This window comes from Microbulbifer elongatus (assembly GCF_020524885.1).
GTDB lineage: Bacteria > Pseudomonadota > Gammaproteobacteria > Pseudomonadales > Cellvibrionaceae > Microbulbifer > Microbulbifer elongatus_A.
Window position 1 is genome coordinate 260,706 of sequence record NZ_JAIVKJ010000004.1, and the last position, 20,626, is coordinate 281,331.

14 protein-coding genes are annotated in these 20,626 nt (G+C 58.1%); 9 read left to right on the plus strand and 5 right to left on the minus strand.

Annotated features, from left to right (window positions below; genetic code table 11):
• Position 1: 1 nt before the first annotated feature.
• Entirely contained in the window at positions 2–1,381 is a 1,380-nt protein-coding gene (locus LC059_RS15505) for a peptidylprolyl isomerase (protein ID WP_226704778.1), read from the minus strand.
• Entirely contained in the window at positions 1,381–3,999 is a 2,619-nt protein-coding gene (locus LC059_RS15510) for an LPS-assembly protein LptD (protein WP_226704779.1), read from the minus strand. The genes LC059_RS15505 and LC059_RS15510 overlap by 1 nt, the downstream gene beginning before the upstream one ends.
• A gap of 344 nt (positions 4,000–4,343) precedes the next feature.
• Between LC059_RS15510 and LC059_RS15515 the strand changes: the two genes are divergently transcribed.
• From LC059_RS15515 to LC059_RS15555, 9 genes are all read left to right on the plus strand, one after another.
• The gene (locus LC059_RS15515) at positions 4,344–5,453 is read left to right on the plus strand and encodes an aminoglycoside phosphotransferase family protein (RefSeq protein ID WP_226704780.1); all 1,110 of its coding nucleotides are present in this window, start codon (positions 4,344–4,346) and stop codon (positions 5,451–5,453) included.
• 8 nt (positions 5,454–5,461) lie between these two features.
• Positions 5,462–6,169, plus strand: a complete 708-nt coding sequence (murU, locus tag LC059_RS15520) for an N-acetylmuramate alpha-1-phosphate uridylyltransferase MurU (protein ID WP_226704781.1) — start codon at positions 5,462–5,464, stop codon at positions 6,167–6,169.
• Positions 6,170–6,297: 128 nt separating this feature from the next.
• Entirely contained in the window at positions 6,298–6,966 is a 669-nt protein-coding gene (gene rpe / locus LC059_RS15525) for a ribulose-phosphate 3-epimerase (RefSeq protein WP_226704782.1), read from the plus strand.
• A gap of 290 nt (positions 6,967–7,256) precedes the next feature.
• A complete protein-coding gene (gene trpE / locus LC059_RS15530) occupies positions 7,257–8,738 on the plus strand; it encodes an anthranilate synthase component I (RefSeq protein ID WP_226704783.1) in 1,482 nt (493 codons plus the stop codon).
• A gap of 36 nt (positions 8,739–8,774) precedes the next feature.
• Positions 8,775–9,629: an ion transporter gene (locus LC059_RS15535; protein WP_226704784.1), complete on the plus strand. Its 855-nt coding sequence runs from the start codon at positions 8,775–8,777 to the stop codon at positions 9,627–9,629.
• Positions 9,626–10,204 carry an anthranilate synthase component II gene (locus LC059_RS15540; protein WP_226704785.1) on the plus strand — a complete coding sequence of 193 codons (579 nt, stop codon included), beginning with the start codon at positions 9,626–9,628 and terminating at the stop codon, positions 10,202–10,204. Before LC059_RS15535 ends, LC059_RS15540 begins: the two co-directional genes overlap by 4 nt.
• Before the next feature lie 205 nt (positions 10,205–10,409).
• Entirely contained in the window at positions 10,410–11,444 is a 1,035-nt protein-coding gene (trpD, locus tag LC059_RS15545) for an anthranilate phosphoribosyltransferase (protein ID WP_226704786.1), read from the plus strand.
• Positions 11,445–11,448: 4 nt separating this feature from the next.
• Positions 11,449–12,243: an indole-3-glycerol phosphate synthase TrpC gene (trpC, locus tag LC059_RS15550; RefSeq protein WP_226704787.1), complete on the plus strand. Its 795-nt coding sequence runs from the start codon at positions 11,449–11,451 to the stop codon at positions 12,241–12,243.
• 225 nt (positions 12,244–12,468) lie between these two features.
• Entirely contained in the window at positions 12,469–14,652 is a 2,184-nt protein-coding gene (locus tag LC059_RS15555) for a M3 family metallopeptidase (RefSeq protein WP_226704788.1), read from the plus strand.
• A gap of 54 nt (positions 14,653–14,706) precedes the next feature.
• Here the strand turns inward: LC059_RS15555 and LC059_RS15560 are convergent, their stop codons facing one another.
• The 3 genes from LC059_RS15560 to LC059_RS15570 form a co-directional block, all read right to left on the minus strand.
• The gene (locus tag LC059_RS15560) at positions 14,707–16,281 is read right to left on the minus strand and encodes a tetratricopeptide repeat-containing sulfotransferase family protein (RefSeq protein WP_226704789.1); all 1,575 of its coding nucleotides are present in this window, start codon (positions 16,279–16,281) and stop codon (positions 14,707–14,709) included.
• A 93-nt stretch (positions 16,282–16,374) separates the two neighbouring features.
• Positions 16,375–18,846 (minus strand): TonB-dependent receptor, encoded by a 2,472-nt coding sequence (locus tag LC059_RS15565; protein WP_226704790.1) that lies wholly within the window; start codon positions 18,844–18,846, stop codon positions 16,375–16,377.
• 325 nt (positions 18,847–19,171) lie between these two features.
• The gene (locus LC059_RS15570) at positions 19,172–20,590 is read right to left on the minus strand and encodes a lyase family protein (protein WP_226704791.1); all 1,419 of its coding nucleotides are present in this window, start codon (positions 20,588–20,590) and stop codon (positions 19,172–19,174) included.
• Positions 20,591–20,626 lie beyond the last annotated feature (36 nt).

The window sequence follows — 20,626 nt, forward strand, 5'->3', positions numbered from 1 at the left end:
TTTACTGGCTTTCGCTCTCGCTCTCAGTGTTTTCAGGAGAGTTCGCAGACGGGTCTTTCAGTTCCGGCAGTTTGATTTCCACATAGGCCTGGTCGCGGATTTCCTGACGCCAGTTCTGTAGCTCTTCCTCGTAGCGACGGTTGCGCAGCAGGTTGGCGGCCTGATTGCGGATGTACTGATCGGTCATGTCCTGCTGGCGACGGCCTTCCACCTGCAAAATATGCCAGCCGAACTGGCTGCGGAACGGCATGGTGATCTCACCCACTGGCGTGTTGTTCATGGCCTGGGTGAATTCCGGCACGAACTGGCCCGGGTTGGACCAGCCCAGGTCGCCACCCTGCAGCATGGTGCCGATATCTTCGGAGTTGTCCCGTGCGGCGTCTTCAAACTTGAGTTCCCCGGAGGCGATTTTCTCGCGCAGTTCGGTCAGCAGTTTGTAGGCGGCATCATCGTCGCGGATGGCGGAAGTTTTCACCAGAATGTGGCGAACCTTGGTTTGCTCCACCACCTGTTCGGTGGCGCCGCGCTGTTCGTGGATCTTGAGCAGGTGGAAGCCCGCGTCGCTTCGGAACGGCTTGGTGGTATCACCCACGCTCAGGCCTTCCAGTGCATCGGCAAACAGGGTGGGAAGCTCTACGGTTTTGCGCCAACCCAGGTCGCCGCCCTGCAGGGCGTTCTGGCCGGCGGAGTTGGAGATCGCCAGTGCGCGGAAGTCCTCACCATTACTGGACTTTTCATAGATGGACTCTGCTTTTTCGCGAGCCTGGGTCACTTCTTCCGCAGGGGCGCTGGAGCTGACCGGGATCAGGATATGACCCAGCTGGTACTGGGGAGACTTCCAGAACTCGCCCTCTTTGGAGCGCAGGAAGTTATTGATGTCCTGGTCGGTGATCTGGATGCGGCGGCCGACGCTGCCCTGCTCGACCCGGCGGATAATCAGCTCCTGGCGGATCTGCTGGCGAAAGGCGTTGTTGGATATGCCGTCCGCCTCCAGTTTCTGCTGAAATTGCTCCGGGGAGGCGCCCATGTTCTGCTGAACCCGCGCGATAGCCTGGTCCAGTTCTTCCTCGGAAACGGTGACACCGGCACGGGCGCCCATCTGCAGTTGCAGGCGCTCGACGATCAGCTGCTCAAGGACCTGGCGGCGGAGGATATCTACGGGGGGCGCCTGCACATTCTGCGCGGCAATCTGCTGGGTGATGGTGTTCATGCGCTGGTGCAGCTCACTGGCCATTACCACGTCGTCGTCGACAACCGCCACCACCCGGTCGAGTTTCTGTACTTGCGCGCTGGCGGGAAGGGTAACGGCGCAAATCGCGCACAGGGCCGCGCAAGCGAGCAGGCCGCGGCGCAAAGGGGTGAACATCTGCATTATTGTCATCACTTTTTCAGTACTTCTCTTTGTTCAAAGTTGGCAATGCCCTGGCTCAGGATACGGGTAACCGAACCGCCGAGGCCAGCCAGGCCCTTCAGTTGCAGTTCAATATAGATACCTTCATCGAACTCCAGCTCTTCCGGGGGTACTACATCCGCCAGGTCGTTATCCAGCTCGCGCCGCCACAGCACGCGAGTGCGGTAGCAGCAAGTGTCATATTCGAGTCCAGCAAGGTACTCCAGTTCCCTGTCGAAGGTGAAATCGTAGTTGGCCCGGGCGAGGATGGAAAGCCGGTCATTGATGGGCCACGCGGTGGAGATATCGGCCTGGCGCACCGGTCCCTGGATCAGATAGGTATCGGTGGCGTCGAAGACCTCTTCCTTGCGCAGGTACCGATAGCCGACATTGAACAGCCGGAAATCATCATCCAGGTAGCGCACGGTAAAGTTCCCGCGATTGATGGTGTTGTCGGTGTCGTGGTAGATCAGCTCGCTGCTGATGCGCAGGGAGTCCGTCGGGCGGCTCTCCAGGCGCGCGGCAAACTCGGACCTTGGCACGTCCTGAATAAATTCCGCCAGTTCGATACGGCTGGCCTCGGAATAGAAAATCTGTCCGACACTGGCGGAAAAAATATCCCGCCCGCTGCGCGGATCCACGAAGCGCGTGGTGAGGCCGAGCGCGGCGCGGTCGGCATCGTCGATACGGTCGTTGCCATTGAAGCGGCTGTCGCGGAACAGCTGGTCGTAGCTAAACGTAAACAGCGAGGTATCGTAGAGCAGGTCGTTGCCACCGTCTCTGTTACTGGTGCTCACATTGAGGAAATCTGTCTGGTCTGCATCGCTGCTGGCCATCAGGAACAGGCGCGGCTCCAGAGTCTGCACATACTCGTAGTTGAACAGGTTTCCGTAGCGCTCGAAAGCCAGGCCGCTGTCGATGGTGAGCTGGCCCGCGGAGGCCTCCGGGGTATCCGTGGCGGTGTCGGCCAGAAAGGTGTCCGCCAGCTCGTAGCCCAGATAGATGCCGCGGATCTCCGGGTTGAAAAAGCCCCACAGCCACTGCTTGTCCCAGCCGAAGCTGTAGTCCACACGGGAACGCTCGGCGTTGACAAAATTCCGGGTGCTCGTGGTGACGCTGTTGGGGTTGTCCACATCGGCAATAAAGCGGATGGTCTGGGTGTCTGAGTGGTCGAAGCTGGTTACCTCGTGGCTCATCAGCAGCTGCCAGTCGCCCCATTTGTAATTGCCAACCACGTTCAGACGGGGCAGCTGGCTGTAGGTGTCGAAGCGGTCCTTGGCCAGTTGCTGGTATTCCTGGGCGCGAATGCTGGCGCGCCAGTGCTCCGTGGTCAGGCTCGCTTCCGCGGCCTGGTTGAGGTCGGTGAGCGCACGCGCGCTGACGTTTTGCGGAACCTTGAGCTCGGCGTTGTCCAGGTCGCGGAAGTAGTCCGGGTCGCTGACCTTGGAGTAGTCGATACGAGTGCGCCAGACACCCCCGTTGCCCCCCACCTGGTCCAGGTTTAGGTACCAGCGGTCCTCACCCTTGGCGGGGAGTACCAGATCTTCAGGGAAGCCGTCGTTAATAAGGCGGCGGGCGTCTTCATCATCGCCACCTTTGTCATTGGGCAGCCCGGCAACGCGTGCTTCGGTGCTGAATGATCTGCTCAGGTGGCGGGTTTCCAATTCCAGACCGGTGCCGCGGTACTGTATGTAGCGCGGCACTATGGTGGCGTCCAGCTGGGGAGCGATATTCCAGTAGTAAGGAATAGCAATATCCCAGCCGTTTTCGTCGCTATTGCTGATACTGGGAAATAGCAGGCCGGACATGCGGTCGTCGCCCACCGGAAAACGTAAATAGGGGAAGTAGAACACCGGTATATCGGCGATCTCGAGGCGTACATTGCGGGCGGTTCCCTGACGTTCCACGTTGTCGATAGCGATCTCGCCGCCACTCATTCGCCAAAAAACGTCGTCCGGTTCACAGCGGGTGTAGTTGCCTTCCGTCAGAATCAGCTCCCCGCTCGCCTCGCGGGAGGCAAAGCGCGCTGAGCCGTGTACAAACTCATCGTGCACCACGTAGGTAGCGTCTTCGATCGAGGCCGCCTTGCTGTCGGTGTGCACTTCGGCGGCCTTGCCACGCACCAGCAGGCTCGGCTCGCGCATCTCGATGGCGCCGCTCAGGTAGGCGGTGCTTTCTTCGCGGTTCACATCGACCTGGTCGGCAAACAGCTGGCGAGAGCCCTGGGTGATGTGCACATTGCCGCGCAATTGCGCCGTGCCATCTTCCAGCCAGTTGGAGCTGTCAGCGGTGGCGCGCAGTGGCGCCTGCTCCGGTAGCAGATCCGAGTTGGGGTACAGCCGCGGCGGCTCAATGAAAGCGCCGCCACAAACCGGCGCCAATGTGTGCCTGTAGGCAGGATCCAGCTGGGCTTTTGGGAACCAGTCCAGGTACAGGTAGGGGTTACCCGAGACGGAGCTGTGCGTTGTAGCGGCTGCCTCGGGCGCATCGGTCTCGGCCGCGCTAACCCAAAGTGGCTGAGCAGCGAGCAGGCCGAAAGCGAGAGAGCGCGGGCGTGATAATTGTCCAATAGCCAGCGCAAGGCGGCGCCAGCGGGAAGCTTCCAGCATCGAGTGAATGGTTCCAGCTATCTTTAGAGTCTGTTCCGTTGGCGAGAATGTGCGATCAGATCGCAGCGCGCAGCCCGGTTTTGAGGCAATCTGCAGCCAGTTTGACAGAATTTGCGGCCAAGTCCGCAAAATCAATGGCTGCGGACTAAGCTGCGAGCCAGGCTGCAGGCAAAGTCGGATGCGCAAAAATCAGCGGTCGATTCTACTTGAATGGCTGCACCCTTGGAAACAATAGCGGGTGAACCGGGGCGCTGGCGCAGTTACAATGCGCAGTTTTTAGGCGCCCGGAGCGCCGGGCGGGCTCCGGGTCTGCTTAATGATGTGACGATGTAAACAGGTGGCGGATGAACGAATGTGTAACCCAGGTCCCTGACGAGCGACGCGAACAGCTGCGCCTGTGGGCCGCCCGCGCCCTCGAGTCTGGCCACGACGAGCTGCAGGTGCCGCCCCTGGCGAGCACGCTGGGTCTACTGCCCCTGTCCGGTGACGCCGGTTTCCGTCGCTACTTTCGCACTGACACCAGCCCGGCACTGATTGCCGTGGATTCCCCCCCCAGCAAAACCAACGTCAATCGCTTTGTCGCCCTGGCCGACTACCTGCGCCGCAATGGCATTCACACTCCTCTGGTGATTGCCGCCGACATAGAGCAGGGTTTTATGTTGCTGGAAGACCTGGGCGATACGCAGCTACTGCGTGAGCTGAATTCCGACAGCGTGTCCGGCCTTTACGCCGAAGTCATGAATGAACTTCTGTGCCTGCAACAGATCAGTCGACCGGAAGGCATGTTTCCGCCTTACGATCGGGCGCTGCTGCACATGGAAATGCGCCTCTTGCCGGAGTGGCTGATTGGCAAACTGCTGCAGCGGGAAGTCAGCGAGGAAGAAAACCAGTTAATCGAGCGCACCTTCGCCCATCTGCTGGACAGCGCGAGCAGCCAACCACAAGTGCTGGTGCACCGGGACTACCACAGCCGCAACCTGATGATCCTCGAGGGCGAGCGCCCTGGCGTGGTCGACTTCCAGGACGCTGTGTGGGGCCCGGTCACCTATGACCTCGCATCGCTACTGCGCGACTGCTACATCCGTTGGCCCCGCGAGCAGGTGGAAAACTGGGCGCTGGCCTATGCCGCCATCGCCGTGGACGCGGGTGTCATCCCCGAAGTCGAGCCGGAGACCTTCTTGCGCTGGTTTGACTGGATTGGCCTGCAGCGCCACTTCAAAGTGCTCGGTCTGTTCCCTCGCCTGTATCTGCGGGATGGAAAACACGGCTACCTTCCGGACCTGCCGCTGGTGATCCGTTACACTCTTGAGGTCTGTGACAAATATCCGGAGTTGCAGCCCTTTGCGGACTGGTTCCGTAAAGAGATATTGCCGCTGGTCGAAAAGCAAGACTGGTACCGCGACTACCACACCGCAGGCGAGCGCCAGGCCACAGAAACCGATATCCCCGAATAAGCGCGAAGATGACATCCAGACAGAATCCCGCTCCCGTTGCCATGGTTCTTGCCGCCGGATTCGGCAAACGTATGCGCCCGCTTACGGACAGCATGCCCAAACCGCTGGTCCCGGTGCTGGAAAAACCTTTGATTGAATACACCCTCGAGCGTCTGGCGGCAGCAGGCGTCAAACAGGTGGTTATCAATACCGCCTACCTCGGCGAGCAGATCCGTGCGCGTCTGGGCAGTGGCGAAAGATTTGGCTTAAGCATTCAATACTCGGTAGAAAGCGAACCTTTGGAAACGGCGGGTGGCATCACCAAAGCTCTGCCGCTGTTGGGAAGTGAGCCTTTCCTCGTCGTGAACAGCGATGTCTGGTGCGATTTCGATTTCACCGCCTGGATAGAAAACCCGCTACCAGAAAGCTGCCCCGGCCGACTACTTATGGTCCCCAATCCCCCGCACAACCCGGAGGGGGACTTTGGTATAGAGGGGGGTATCGACAAGGGCCTGCTATCCGGAAGTGCCAAACCGCGATACACCTTTGCCGGTATCAGCTACCTGCGCCCTCAGATCCTCACCGGCTACCCGAATGCTCGTGAACGCTACGGACTTGGGGAAGTTTTCGCGCACAATGAGGACATCATGCAGGCGGAAGTTTACCGAGGTGGCTGGTGTGATGTGGGAACGCCAGAGCGACTGAAGAAGCTGGAAGAGAGATTAACAACGAATTAATTTGCTTATCCATCTAAGCGCGAAGCAAAAACAGCCCAAATAGAAGGCCGGGCCCCGCCCGGTGACTGGCCTCCACCGAGCGAAAATAATGCTCCAGGGCAAAAACCTCCAAGTACCGAGAAGAGAAAATGCCGGATTACAAAATTGCACCCTCCATCCTCTCTGCCAACTTCGCCCGCCTGGGGGAAGAAGTCGACAACGTCCTCGCCGCTGGCGCCGACTGGGTGCACTTCGACGTAATGGATAATCATTACGTTCCCAACCTCACTATCGGACCCATGGTCTGCAAGGCTCTGCGCAACCACGGTGTAACAGCGCCCATCGACGTTCACCTTATGGTCGAACCCGTCGATGACATGATCCGCATGTTTGCCGACGCCGGTGCTACCTACATCACCTTCCACCCGGAAGCCAGCAAACACGTCGATCGCTCCCTGCAGCTGATCCAGTCCCTCGGCTGTAAAGCTGGCCTGGTTTTTAACCCCGCCTCCAGCCTCGATGCCGCCCAATACGTACTGGATAAGCTCGACATGATCCTCCTCATGTCCGTTAACCCCGGCTTCGGCGGCCAGAAATTTATCCCCGCCACCCTTGGTAAACTCAAGGAAGCCCGCAAACTCATCGACGATTCCGGCCTCGATATCCGCCTGGAGATCGACGGCGGTGTAACCAAAGACAACATCCGTGAAATCGCCCAGGCCGGTGCCGACAGCTTCGTCGCGGGTTCCGCAATCTTCAATGCGGATGACTATGCGGAAGTTATCAAGGTGATGCGTGCGGAGTTAGCGCAGGCCTGAAGCGTATGACCGTGGAGGCAGGCGCTGGCATGCCGGCGCTTGCCGCCTCTACCAGAGATTTGTACACTTGCTCGCCGGAATACAGGGAAGCAACTCGACGCTGCGAGATTCTGAAATTGAACTGCACTGCCCCCCACATGAACAGCTGGCGATGGCGCCACTGAACCGCTGAAGCCTGAAGACCCACAAATGAGGTCCGACGGGCGCCTTTCCCGCGGGTAGGATTCCTCAAACGATGCGCAATCCAGGCCCGAACAAAAAAACGAAGCATTGCACAGACCGGAGTCGCCATGACCCCCAGCGAATACGCCCAGCTTGCGTCTGCAGGATACAACCGCATACCTCTTGTCCGCCGTGTACTGGCCGACATTGAAACCCCGCTTACCACCTACATGAAGCTTGCAGCCCGCGACGGCGGCCGCTACAGCTACCTGCTGGAATCGGTACAGGGTGGGGAGAAGTGGGGGCGCTATTCCATTATCGGGCTGCCTGCGCGCACCGTACTGAAGGTGACCGGTCATGACGTAGTGGTCGAGCGCGATGGCAAAATCGTCGAGCAGAAGACGGTCGAAGACCCGCTGGAATTTGTTGAGCAATTTAGAAGCCGCTACAAGGTGCCGGAAATCGATGGACTGCCTCGCTTCAACGGTGGCCTCGTCGGCTACTTCGGCTATGACGTGGTGCGCTATATCGAGCCCAAACTGGCCGATAGCTGCCCGCCGGATACCCTGGGCAACCCCGATATACTGCTGATGGTCAGCGACGAGCTGGTGGTGTTCGACAATCTGGCCGGCGCGGTGCTGTTTATCGTGCACGCGGATCCGCAGCAGGCAAGCGCCTTTGAATCTGCCCAGCGCCGCCTCGATGAACTGGTGGGCCAGTTGTCTCAACCGCTGGCCAGCGTTGAGCCGCTGGGCATCGACGGTGAGCACACCGCAGAGGAAGCTTTCACTTCGCACTTTGGCGAAGAGGCCTTCAAGCAGGGCGTGCACAAAGTCAAAGACTACATCCTGGCCGGCGACGTCATGCAGGTGGTGCCGTCCCAGCGCCTGTCCGCGCCCTTTACCGTGCCGCCTCTGAATTTGTACCGCGCCTTGCGCAGTCTGAATCCGTCGCCATATATGTACTTCCTTGACCTGGGCGACCACCAGGTAGTGGGCTCCAGCCCCGAGATCCTGGTACATCTGGAAGATGGCGATATGACCGTACGCCCGATCGCCGGTACCCGTCGCCGCGGCGCCACCGAAGAACAGGACCAGGCGCTGGAAAAAGACCTGCTGGCGGATCCCAAGGAAATTGCCGAGCACCTGATGCTGATCGACCTCGGTCGCAATGATGTTGGCCGTGTAGCGCAGACCGGTACCGTACAGGTCACGGAAAAGATGGTGGTTGAGCGTTACTCCCACGTGATGCACATCGTCTCAAACGTGACCGGCAAGATTAAGCCGGAGCTGCACGCCATCGATGCACTGCGCGCGGCACACCCCGCGGGCACCTTGTCCGGAGCGCCAAAGATCCGCGCTATGGAAATTATTGATGAACTGGAGCCGGAAAAGCGCGGTGTCTACGGCGGTGCTGTGGGTTATCTGGCGTGGAACGGCAACATGGATACCGCCATCGCAATTCGCACCGCGGTGATCAAGGACGAGAAAGTATACGTGCAGGCCGGTGCCGGCCTGGTAGCGGATTCCGATCCGCAATCCGAGTGGGACGAGACCATGAACAAGGCGCGGGCTCTGTTCCGCGCTGTGGCCATCGCTACCGGGCAATAACCAAATTATTTTGATCCATTGGAAGCAGTAAGACCGATGAGTGAAATTTCAGTAACACAAAAGCGTGGTTTCGCAGAGCAGTGTCGCCGCCTGGTGGATGCACCGGTGTTCAACCAGGTGATTATCGCCTTGATTTCGGTGAATGCCGTGGTGGTGGGACTCGAGACCTCCACCTGGGTGCTGGAGCGTTTCAGCAGTACCCTGCACGGTATCAACCAACTGATCCTGCTGGCGTTTATGGTTGAGGCCGCGATCAAGATTGCAGCGCATGGCAACCGCCCCTGGCGTTACTTCGCCAACGGCTGGAACTGCTTTGACTTCTCCATCATTGTGCTGAGCCTGATCCCGGCGGCGGGGCCGATGGCCACGTTGGCGCGCCTGGTTCGCGTACTGCGGGTTCTGCGCCTGGTATCGGCATTCCCGGAGCTGCGCCTGCTGGTGGACACACTGCTGCGCAGCCTGCCCAGCATGTTCCATATCAGTCTGCTGATGGGGATTATTTTTTACATTTACGGGGTGGCCGGTTACTTCCTGTTCCACGAGATCGATCCCACCCACTGGCGCAGTCTGCCCATCGCACTGTTGAGCCTGTTCCGTATCGTCACCTTCGAGGACTGGACGGACATTATGTACACCGCGATGGAGTCTATGCCCTATAGCTGGATTTATTTCCTCAGCTTTGTGGTCATGGGCGCGTTTGTGATGATCAACCTGTTTATCGGGGTGGTGTTGAACAACCTGGAAGAGGCCAAACTGCGCCGCCTGGATGAGCTGGCAATGCCGCCCAGCCAGACCGAAATTCTGCGCGAACTCCGCGCAACTCAGGAATCCCTGGCACGCTTGCAGAAGCGCCTTGGAGACATGGGAGATGAGAAAGGAAGCGAATCATGATCCTGATGATCGACAACTACGACTCCTTCACCTTCAACATCGTGCAGTACCTGGCGGAGTTGGGCGCGGAGGTTGTGGTCAAGCGCAATGACGAAATTACCGTTGCGGATATTGAGAAGCTGAATCCGGAAAAGATCGTGATCTCTCCGGGGCCGTGCACGCCGAACGAAGCGGGTATCTCCATGGATACCATTCGTGCTTATGCGGGCAAACTGCCTATTCTTGGAATCTGCCTTGGTCACCAGAGTATCGGTCAGGTATTTGGCGGTCGCGTGGTACGCGCCGGCGAGGTGATGCACGGCAAGACCTCGCCGATCATCCACAACAATCTCGGCGTGTTTAACGGTCTGTCCAATCCGTTCGAGGCGACCCGCTACCACTCCCTGGTGGTGGAGAAGGGCAGCCTGCCGGATTGCCTGGAAGTTACTGCCTGGACCGAAACGGAAGATGGCGAGATCGATGAGATTATGGGAATTCGCCACCGCGAGTTGCCGATCGAAGGGGTGCAGTTCCACCCTGAGTCGATTTTGACTCAGCACGGGCACGATATGCTGAGAAACTTTCTGGAGAGCTGAACTGGAACAGCGCTCGAATACCTGATGCGAAGGCGCTGATGCCGGGGACTGTTTGCGAGACCTTCCGCGAGAGGGACCTCGCGGAAGAGCCCCCAGGGATGGGTTTACGGCGTGTCTCGCAAACAGTCACCGGCAGCAGGGCCGCCAAGGAACCTGTTTAAAGCCACCGAAAGACCAAGGAAACAGTCTTGGGGGAGCAAGAATAATGAATATCCAGCAGGCCATCGGAAAACTGGTCGAGGGTGAGCATCTCACCCGCAAGGAAATGCGCGGGGCCATGGGCCAGATTATGCGTGGGGAGGCGGAAGATGCGCAGATAGGTGCGTTTCTGGTGGCCCTGCGTATGGCTGGTGAATCCGTGGAGGAAATCACCGGTGCCGTGGAGGTAATGCGCGAGCTGGCCACCAAGGTTGAGATCGACCACACCAACGCGGTGGATATCGTTGGTACCGGCGGTGATGGTGCCAATCTCTTCAACGTGTCCAGTGCTTCCAGTTTTGTCGCCGCCGCTGCAGGTGCGCGGGTGGCCAAGCATGGCAACCGTTCCGTGTCCTCATCCTCCGGTGCGGCAGACCTGCTGGAAAAAGCCGGTATCTATCTTCCCCTTACACCCGAGCAGGTCGCCCGCTGTATCGACGGCGTGGGGGTGGGCTTTATGTTTGCGCCCAGTTATCACAGCGCCATGCGCCACGCCATTGGCCCGCGCAAGGCCCTGGGGCTGCGCACGATTTTTAATCTGCTGGGGCCGTTGACCAACCCCGCCGGGGTAAAGCGTCAGGTCATCGGGGTGTTCGACCCACACTACTGCCGCATGCTGGCAGAGGTGCTGCAGACCCTTGGTTCCGAACATGTACTGGTGCTGCACAGTGATGACGGCCTGGACGAAGTGAGCCTGGCAGCGGATACCCGCGGCTGGGAACTGAAGAATGGTGAGCTGAAAAAGGTCACCATTGCGCCGGAAGATTTCGGTATTGAGCGGCAGAGTCTGGACGGATTGTGTGTAGAGGGTTCTGAAGAATCCCTGGCGCTGATACGCGATGCCCTCGGCAAGCGCGAAACCGCCGCAGGGGACAAGGCAGCTGATATCATTGCCATGAATGCCGGCTTGGCCATCTACGTAAGCGGGGTGGCCGCGAGCCGGGCGGAAGGGGTAAGCATGGCGCAGGACGCCATCTACAGCGGCCTCGCCGGAGAGAAGATCAACGAGCTGGCCGCCTTTACCAGCGCATTCAGAGAGTGAAGTAATGAGTACGCCAACAATTCTGAAAACCATCGTCGAGCGCAAATGGGAAGAAGTGGCCGAGCGCAAGAAGCTGGTCAGTCAGGATGAAATGCAACAGCGGGCCCTGCAGCAGCCACCCTGTCGCGGTTTTGTGAATGCCATCGAAGCCAAGCGTAACGCCGGTGAAGCGGCGGTCATTGCCGAAATCAAGAAAGCCTCCCCGAGCAAAGGCGTTATCCGCGAGGATTTTATTCCTGCAGAAATTGCTACCAGCTATGAGAAGGGTGGTGCCGCCTGCCTGTCGGTGCTCACCGATGTGGACTTTTTCCAGGGCGCCGATGAGTACCTGCAGCAGGCCCGTAATGCAGTGCGCCTGCCGGTGATCCGCAAGGACTTTATTGTCGATCCCTACCAGGTGTACGAAGCCCGTGCCATCGGTGCCGACTGTATCCTGCTGATTGCCGCCTGCCTGGACGATGCACAGCTCACCAGTCTGAATGACCTGGCCATAGAGCTGGGGCTGGACGTCCTGGTAGAAGTGCACGATCGCGAGGAGCTGGAGCGCGCGCTGAAACTGCCAAACCGCCTGATCGGAATCAACAATCGTAATCTGCACAACTTTGAGGTACAGCTGGAGACCACCTTCGCTCTCCTCGACCTGATTCCCGAAGATCGCATCGTGGTCACCGAAAGCGGCATTCACACCACCGATGATGTGGCGGCCATGCGCGGCCACAACGTGGATACCTTCCTGGTGGGTGAAGCCTTTATGCGCGAGGAAGAGCCGGGCCGCCGTCTGATAGAGCTGTTTAACTAGCGTCTCCATTGGGGCGAAGGTGACTCTGAAACCGGGCATGTCCCGGTTTTTTCGTATTTGGGGATCGCTTGGCAGCCAATTGGGATGACTGGTTACGCTCGCAAGATAAGCGGCATTTCGCTGAATTCCCAGTCAGGCACAAGATGATATATTGGCGCGTTAGACATCTTTGTTGGCCCGATACCCGCGAGGTATCCGGGCCTGGAACATCTATCGGAGATCGAAATGCGCAAATCCCTGCTCGCCGTAGCCATCGTGGCGGTTGCCGCCTGTTCCGAGGCACCCAACGAGAACAAGACCGCACAGTCAGCGGATGTGGGGAAGACCCAGTCAGTGGCTGATCTGGCCACCCCAAATGCGCAGGACAATCCGCTGCTGAAGCCCAGCAGTCTGCAATACCAGGCGCCGGACTTCAGCCAGATCAAGGACGTCCACTTTGAGCCGGCGTTTGAGCAGGGCATGCATGAGCACCTGAAGGAAATTCAGGCCATCGCAAACAACCCGGAGCCCGCCAGCTTCAACAACACCATCGTGGCGATGGAGCAATCCGGCGAGCTGCTGACCCGCGTATCCCGTATTTTCTTCAACCTGGTGGGCAGCGACAGCAACGAAGCGCGTCGCGCCCTACAGAGCAAGCTGGCCCCCAAACTGGCGGCCCACTCCGACAGCATCTACCTGAACGGCGACCTGTTTGCCCGTGTGGAACAGCTGTACAACCAGCGCGTTGAAAAGGAACTGGACGCGGAGTCTGCGCGTTTGCTGGAAAACACCTACGAGAAGTTCGTCAAGGCCGGCGCCAAGCTGTCGGAAGAGCAGAAAGTTACTCTGCGTGCCCTGAACGAAGAGCACTCCACCCTCACCACCCAGTTCAGCCAGAACTTGCTGAAGCTCAGTAAGGACATTGCCGTTGTGGTGGACGAGAAGAGCGAGCTGGACGGCCTGACGGAAAACCAGATCAAGGCCGCTGCTGAGGCCGCCACTGCTGCCGGTCACGAAGGCAAGTATCTGATCAGTATCACCAATACCACCCGCCAGCCGGTGCTGACCTCCCTGAAAAACCGCGAGCTGCGCCAGCGTATCTGGGAAGCTTCCGCGAACCGCGGTACCTCCGGTGAGCTGGATAACCGCCCCCTGGTAAAACGCCTGGTACAGATCCGCGCACAGAAGGCCGACCTCTTGGGTTACGGCAACTGGGCAGAATATCAGCTCACCAGCACCATGGCGGAAAAGCCGGAAAACGTGTTCAGCATGCTGAGTTCCATGGTGCCGGCGGTGGTAAACAACACCAAGGCGGAGCAGGCCGATATCCAGGCCATGATTGAGGCTGAAGGTGGCGACTTCGAAGTGCAGCCCTGGGACTGGGCTTACTACGCGGAAAAAGTGCGTCAGGCAAAATACGAGCTGGATGAGAGCGAAGTGCGTGAGTACTTCGAGTTCAATCGTGTGCTGAAAGACGGCCTCTTTTACACCATGAACCGTCTGTACGGCATCACCTTCAAGCCGCGCCCGGACCTGCCCGTGTACCATCCGGACGTTCAGGCGTTCGAGCTGTTCGATCACGACGGCGAAAGCCTGGCCATTTTCTACGCGGATTATTTTGCCCGTGAAGGCAAGCGCGGCGGTGCCTGGATGAGTTCCTTTGTTGGCCAGTCCGGGCTGCTGGAGCAAAAGCCGGTCGTGGTGAATGTCATGAACATCCCGAAAGGGCCGGAAGGTGAAGCGACTCTGGTTAGCTTCGACCACGTTACTACCATGTTCCACGAACTGGGCCACGGTCTGCACGGCATGCTCTCCAGTGTGCACTACCCGAGCCTGGCGGGCACGGCGGTTTCCCGCGACTTCGTGGAATTCCCGTCCACCTTTGAAGAGGACTGGGCGAGCCATCCGGAAGTGCTGGCAAACTACGCCTACCACTACAAAACTGGTGAAGCCATTCCCGAAGAGCTTTTGGCAAAAGTGCTGAAGGCAAAAAACTTTAACATGGGCTTCGACACTCTGGAGTATATGTCTGCCGCATTGCTGGATATGGAGTGGCACTCCCTGCCCGCGGATGCGGAACAACAGGACGTACAGAAGTTTGAAGCTGAGGCGCTGGCCAAGCACGGTGTTGACCTGGCTGCGGTACCGCCGCGCTACAAGTCCACCTACTTTGCCCACTCCATCGGTGGTGGTTATTCCGCCGGCTACTACGCCTATATGTGGAGTGAAATTCTGGCGGCAGACGCGTTTGCTTATCTGCGCGAACGCGGCGGCCTGACCCGCAAGAATGGTGACCTGTACCGAAAGAATATCCTGGAGGTAGGTAACTCCCGCGCCCCCATGGAGTCTTATGTAAAGTTCCGCGGCAAGGAGCCGACCACCGATGCGCTGCTTATCCGTCGCGGCCTGCAGCCGGTTGCCGGCGAATAACCAAGCCAATCAATGGATGGTTCGCGCGGTGACGTGCGGACTGTCTGTTTACGGTTAAATAACTCCGGCCTCGTGAAATATCTCGATGGCCGGTGTTAATTCCCTTTCATACTTTTTCCACCGCTGTACCGCGTCCCGATAAATCGGCTGGCGCACCTGTACGCTGCTTGCAGTGGAAACTACCGCATCGGTTCGGTAGAACTCAAGGCACCCTTCTTCCCAGGGTAATCCCACATAGTCCACCAGGTCGCGGGCTTCCTGCTGCGAATTTTCGGTGAGCTTTTCGTAATTTACCGTATGGATCCGGTCTCCGAAGAGTGTTTTCCAGTAATCCATCAAATCCCGATAGGCACAGATATAGCGCGCGGTATCTTCGAGACTGTAGTGATAGTGGTAGTAGCGGAAGTTAAAGGAAAAAAGCTGGCGGTAGTTGCTCAGGCATACATCTAGCGGGTGCCGGTCGAGCACTACGATTTTTGCCTTCGGCAGGCTGCGCAGAATGAATCCAAGATAAAGAAAATTCATCGGCAGCTTGTCGATCAGGTACCTGGCATGCTTACCGCGCGCGCGACAGTGGGTCTCATAATCCTGCCCGATGATTTCCGGAGCCGCTTTGAGCGCTTCGGTAATAACCTGCGGATCCAGCGTTCGCGAGGACGCGGTTTTGGAGTGGCGTTTAATGGCCAGTGGGAACTCGTGCAGCTCTCCCAGCGACTCGGCCTGAGAATGACTGGCGAGGATACGTTCTACCAGCGTAGTGCCAGAACGTGGCATTCCCACAATAAACAGGGATTCCTCGCCGAGATCTGTCGCGCAGCCCTGTGAGTCGGCACGGAAAGCGGATTTCAGGGTGTTGAACAGTTCTGCATCTTGCTCAAAGGAATAGCCGATTTTCTTCCGGTGCCGGCGTTTAGCTTCATCAAGGCATTCGAATGCCTTTGTATAATCGCCCTCGCGCTCATAGTCACGCGCGAGCGCGTGGCTCAAGTACAGCTGATCTTCGGTGTTTAGCCCTGGTCGCTGCAGCTGCAGTTTTAGTTCTTCAGAACTAACAACGTCCTCGTCGTTTTTTCCAAGTTCCGATAGAGCCCAGCGCGCACGGGCAAAATGCGGCTGAAGTGCTATGGCTTTTTTATAAGCCTCGCGCGCTGAACTCACATTGCCGAGAAACTGCTCGGTGGAGGCGAGGTTGAACTGGAACTGGGCGTTGTCCGGCGTCTTGGAAGTGGCCAGGCGCAGTGGCTTGATTGCTTTCTCATGCTCGTCGAACTTGGCGTAGACGACGCCCAGTGTGTCGAGAATAAGGGCCGACTGTGGCGTTAGTGCGATGGCCGCCTCTGCGGCCTGCATGGCCGCGGGGTAGAGGTTGAGCTGGGCGCAGTAGCGCGCCTTCTGTGTTAAATACTCTGCATTGTTCGGATGACCCTCCAATGCGTGTTCCACCATCTGCACGGCCTTGTGCATTTGCCCGGCGGCTGCGGCGGCGATACTTACAAGAAACCAGGCATCACTGTACTCCGGCTCGACTTGCAGTATCTGTCGGCAATAGTGGTGCAGCGCGCGCATGTCCCCCCTGTTGAGAGCCTGCTCTGCGGCACTGTGCAATTGCGAAATGGAAGGTGTCTGCATCGGTAACAACGAAAGGGTCAACAAATAGAAAAGCCGGCCGGGACAGTGTATCCCAGGCCGGCTTGATATGAAGCTTCTATAGCGAGCTAAAAATCAGAAGCTGTAGGTGAAGCGGGCGCCGATGGTGCGCGGAGTACCTACGTACTGACCGTAGGAGCGCTGGGTGAAGCCATTGCCCCACTCGATACCCGGGCCGTTGTTTTCGTCCTGCAGATTGCGACGGCTGGTGCGAGTACCGGTGATGTAGTACTTATCCCACAGGTTGTCGGCAAACGCCTGCACCGTCCAGTTTTCCATGGTCAGGGTTGCGGACAGATGGTGTACCGCATAGCCCGGTATGGCTTCACCACCGCGATCACCGGCGGTGATACTGCCATCTTCCTCGACCATATAAAGCGGGTCTTCCGGGCCGCCAACCATGTTGTACACATCACTGGCGAATACGAGTCCGTAGTTCAGATCCAGATCGTAAGTGCCCATTACCGTAGTCGCGTAATTCAGGTTCAGGGAGCCCTGATGCTCCGCATGTCCCGGCAGGCGGGCGCCGGCGTAAACATCGAAGGGTCCAACCAGCCCTGGAGCGTCATCGGTCAGCTCCGCGTCGGTATACGCATAGGTGAACGCCAGATCCAGGCTGTCAGTGATCAGCCAGCGACCCTGCAACTCGACGCCCTGGCTGGTCGCGGCGCTACCGTTACCGGTGATCGGCAGCGAGCCATTTGTGGTGGTCGTGGCTACCTGAAGATCGGTCCAGTCGATGTAGTACAGCGCAGTACTGATGCTCACGCTATCGCCCACAAGGCCCTTGTAGCCGATCTCGTAGTTGTCGATTTTATCTGGATCGATCAACACTTCACTCGCCAGTGCACACAACTGCTGGTTATCACTGGCAATTTGCTCTGGGGTACATTCCGGTACCGAGTTGACACCACCGTTGCGGTAGCCCTGGGAGTAGGTGAAATACACCATGCCGGATTCGGTAGCATCCCAGGCGACGTTGAATTTGAACAGGTCACCTTCATCCTCGCCCTGGTTGCGGCCCAGGTCTACATTGATGGCGTCCTGTGGCTCGCCGAGAAACACCGTTTCAAACAGCGGCAGACCAAAGCCGCCGGTGATATCGGTCTCGAACTTGTAGCGTCGGTAGCCACCGGTAACCGCAAGAGTATCCGTCAGGTTGTAGGTCAGCTCACCGTAAAACGCGGATTCTTTCTCGTCGATATCCGTGAGCTGGATATATTCCAGATTGTCGGGTCGCAGTTGTACTCCGCCCCAGTTATCCACAACAAACTGGTCGAAGTAGGGCGTGAACTCTTCACTGATGGCATCGGAAACGTACTCGTTCTGGAAGTAGCCGGCGACCCACTTGAATGGCCCTTCGTGCTGGGACGACATGCGCAACTCAAAGGTATCGGACTTATCTTTTACCTCTTCGCGCGTGTAGGCGGAGAAAGAGGGGAAAGAGTCGTAGCCGTAGTCCAGGTCCAGCAGCAGGTCGGTCTGGTCGCGCTGGCCAAGTTCTTCGTACTCGGATTGGCCGTACACCATGGTGGCCTGCGCAAAGCCAAGATCACCGATCAGCTCAATACTGGTGAGCTTGTTGGTGTAGTGGTTGGGTTCCTCGTAGCGCATGCCTGACTCGTAGGGCCCGGTGCCGAACGAGAGCTGGTGAGCCAGCTGGCGGCCTTCCGCTTTGGTGTCCTGGTAGTAGTGCCAGAGGTTGGCTTCGAGCCAGTCATTGGCGAGCCAGCGCACATTGATACGAGCGGACGTGGTGTCTTCGCCGTTGGCGTCTTTCACCCGGCGCAGGTTTGCCGCCACGTCATCGGGGTTGCTGAAGTCGGGATCCGGGTTGGATACGCCGGACTCGCGCACCACGTAGTTGTAATCGATAAAGCCCGGGTCCTGCACGCTGTCGGCGTTGACGCGCACGGCCAGGGTGTCGGTCAGCGCGAAGTTCAGGGTCGCGCCGTACTCCTGGCCGAGGCTGGAGCTTTCGCTGTTGCTGCTGGCGCTGCCACGGAAGGTGGCGCTATAGCCAGATGGGTCCGCTTTGGCGGGGATATAGCGAATGGCGCCGCCCATGGTGCCCTGACCATAAAGAGTGCCCTGGGGGCCGATGAGGACCTCCACACGCTCAAGGTCGATGGGCTTCAGGTCTACCTGCAGCGGAATATCGCCAAGGTACATGGCAACGGTACTGCTGCTGAAACCCGGGCCCAGGCCGCCAGTATTGAGGCCGCGCACCATAATATCTGGAACCTCATCTCGGGGGCCGCGGTCCACCACGGTCAGGCCCGGAGTGTAGTAGGCAATCTTGGCGATACTGTCGAGACGCAGGTCCTCGATCTGTTCACCACCCACAGCAGAAATGTTGATGGGGATGTCCATCACGTTTTCTTCGCGGCGGGAGCCGGTAACCACAACTTCTTCAAATGCAGGTTTGTTCTTTGTCTCCGCATCCTGAGCAGCGGCAAGTTGCGGTAGCGGCAGTGCAGCGCAGGAAATGGCGAGAGCCAGGTGGGATTTCTTGAGTTTGCGATAGTGCTTGTTGTTGTCTCTCATGTGTTCTCCCTAAGACTGGTTTTGGTTATGTTGAGATGACTGCAACCAACGTACCAGTGAAGAGAAGAATATGTCGCTAAAAACCGTGACAAAGCAGCGGATAATTTTGTGGTGCTGAGCCTATTTGGTGCGAGATGCTGATTTTTGTGCGTTTGAAGCACCGAAATGAGGCGGGGCTAGTGAAAAATATCGGACGGCCGTCTCGTTATTTTGCATGGGCATAAAAAAACCGGGCGTCTTGCCCGGTTTTCTTCGACGGTTTTAAGAGAAGGCTTTCGCGTTCCGTAAACTACCATGGCTTTAGCCAGAACGGATGTGTCGATGGCTAATCCTGTTTAACGGGCAGGTCGTGTTTGCGCGCACTTTGGCAGTAAGCAATGACCGCTTCTACCTGCTCCCGCGCAAGACCAATATAGGTTGAACTGTCAAACAGCGCATTCAGCTCGCGGCCACTGAAATACTGCGCGAGTTCGGCGGAGCGTTCGATAGCCTGCCGAAGACTGATGCCCTCTGCTGTTGCCTCCACTGCCAGATCATGCATTCGACTGTTTGCTGTTGTTTTGCCAATCTTGTCTGCCAGCGCAAAAGTGACGCGCTGGGAAAGAATCATGCCGCGGGTCTTTCCCAGGTTGTCGCTCATCGCGGCCGCGTTGACCTGGAGGTTGTCGAGTAGTCCTGCTGCGTCCCTGAGCATGTCTTCCGCTTCAATCGAGATGTCTGCGAATAACCGGTTGGTCCGTGAGGTGTTGTCCCGCTCGAACACATTGATCATGTCATCGGCAATAATTTCGGCGGTTCTGGGAATGCTGCGCGAATAAAAAATCAACGCTTCGGATTTACTGGGATTTTTCTTGTGTGGCATGGTGCTGCTGCCCACGGCAGTCCGGCTGCGTACCTCTTCCGTTTCGCCGATGTCTGTCATCTGCAACAAGAACAGCTCATTGCCGATACGACCGTAGGACTTGCTGATCAGCCCCAGGGTGTAGGCATACTCGGCGAACACATCCCGTGCTCCATGCCAGTCGTCGGGGTAGGGAGTCTGCAGCCCTAAATGCTTGGCGAAAGCGCGCTCTAGCTCGATGCCGTTATCACCGAGGCCCACGTAACTGCCTACGGCACCTTTGAGGATGGCCGAGCGCAGAATCCGTCCCCGCACCTCTTTGAGCCGTTCGATATTGCGGCGGTTTTCTCCCAGCCAGGTGCTTACTTTCTTGCCGAAGGTGATGGGCAGCGCATGTTGTCCCAGCGTGCGGCCGACCATCACGGTGCCTTTGTGCTCGTTCGCCAGCCGTATCATGATCGCTTCCAGCGCGCGCAACTGGATGATCAGTGCGTGGGAAGACTCCGCCAGTTGCAGGGCCAGCGCGGTATCGTAGATATCCACTGTGGTCGCGCCGAAGTGCATGTACTCGGCGGCTTCGGGTTTTAGCGAGCGCTGCCAGACATTTAACAGCGCGACCATGCGATGGCGGACCACGCTGTATTCCGCGGCAAGATCTTCCTGGGAAACATACTGTGTGCTGGCCTTGGCCTTCAGCTCGCTGGCGGCCCAGCGGGGGATGATGCCCAGGTCGGCCTGTGCCGACGCCAGTGCGGCCTCGATATCGAGCACCTTCTGGGTTTCATTTTCCGGCGAGAAAATAGCGCTCATTGCCGGTACGGGATCGCTGGAACTGGCGAGGGCGGAGGTACCACTGAAGCAGAGCAGAATGGTGGTAGCGACGAGTTTACGAATGGCTGACATGGTGAAGTGTGTTCTCTGTGTTTGCACGTTGCGGGT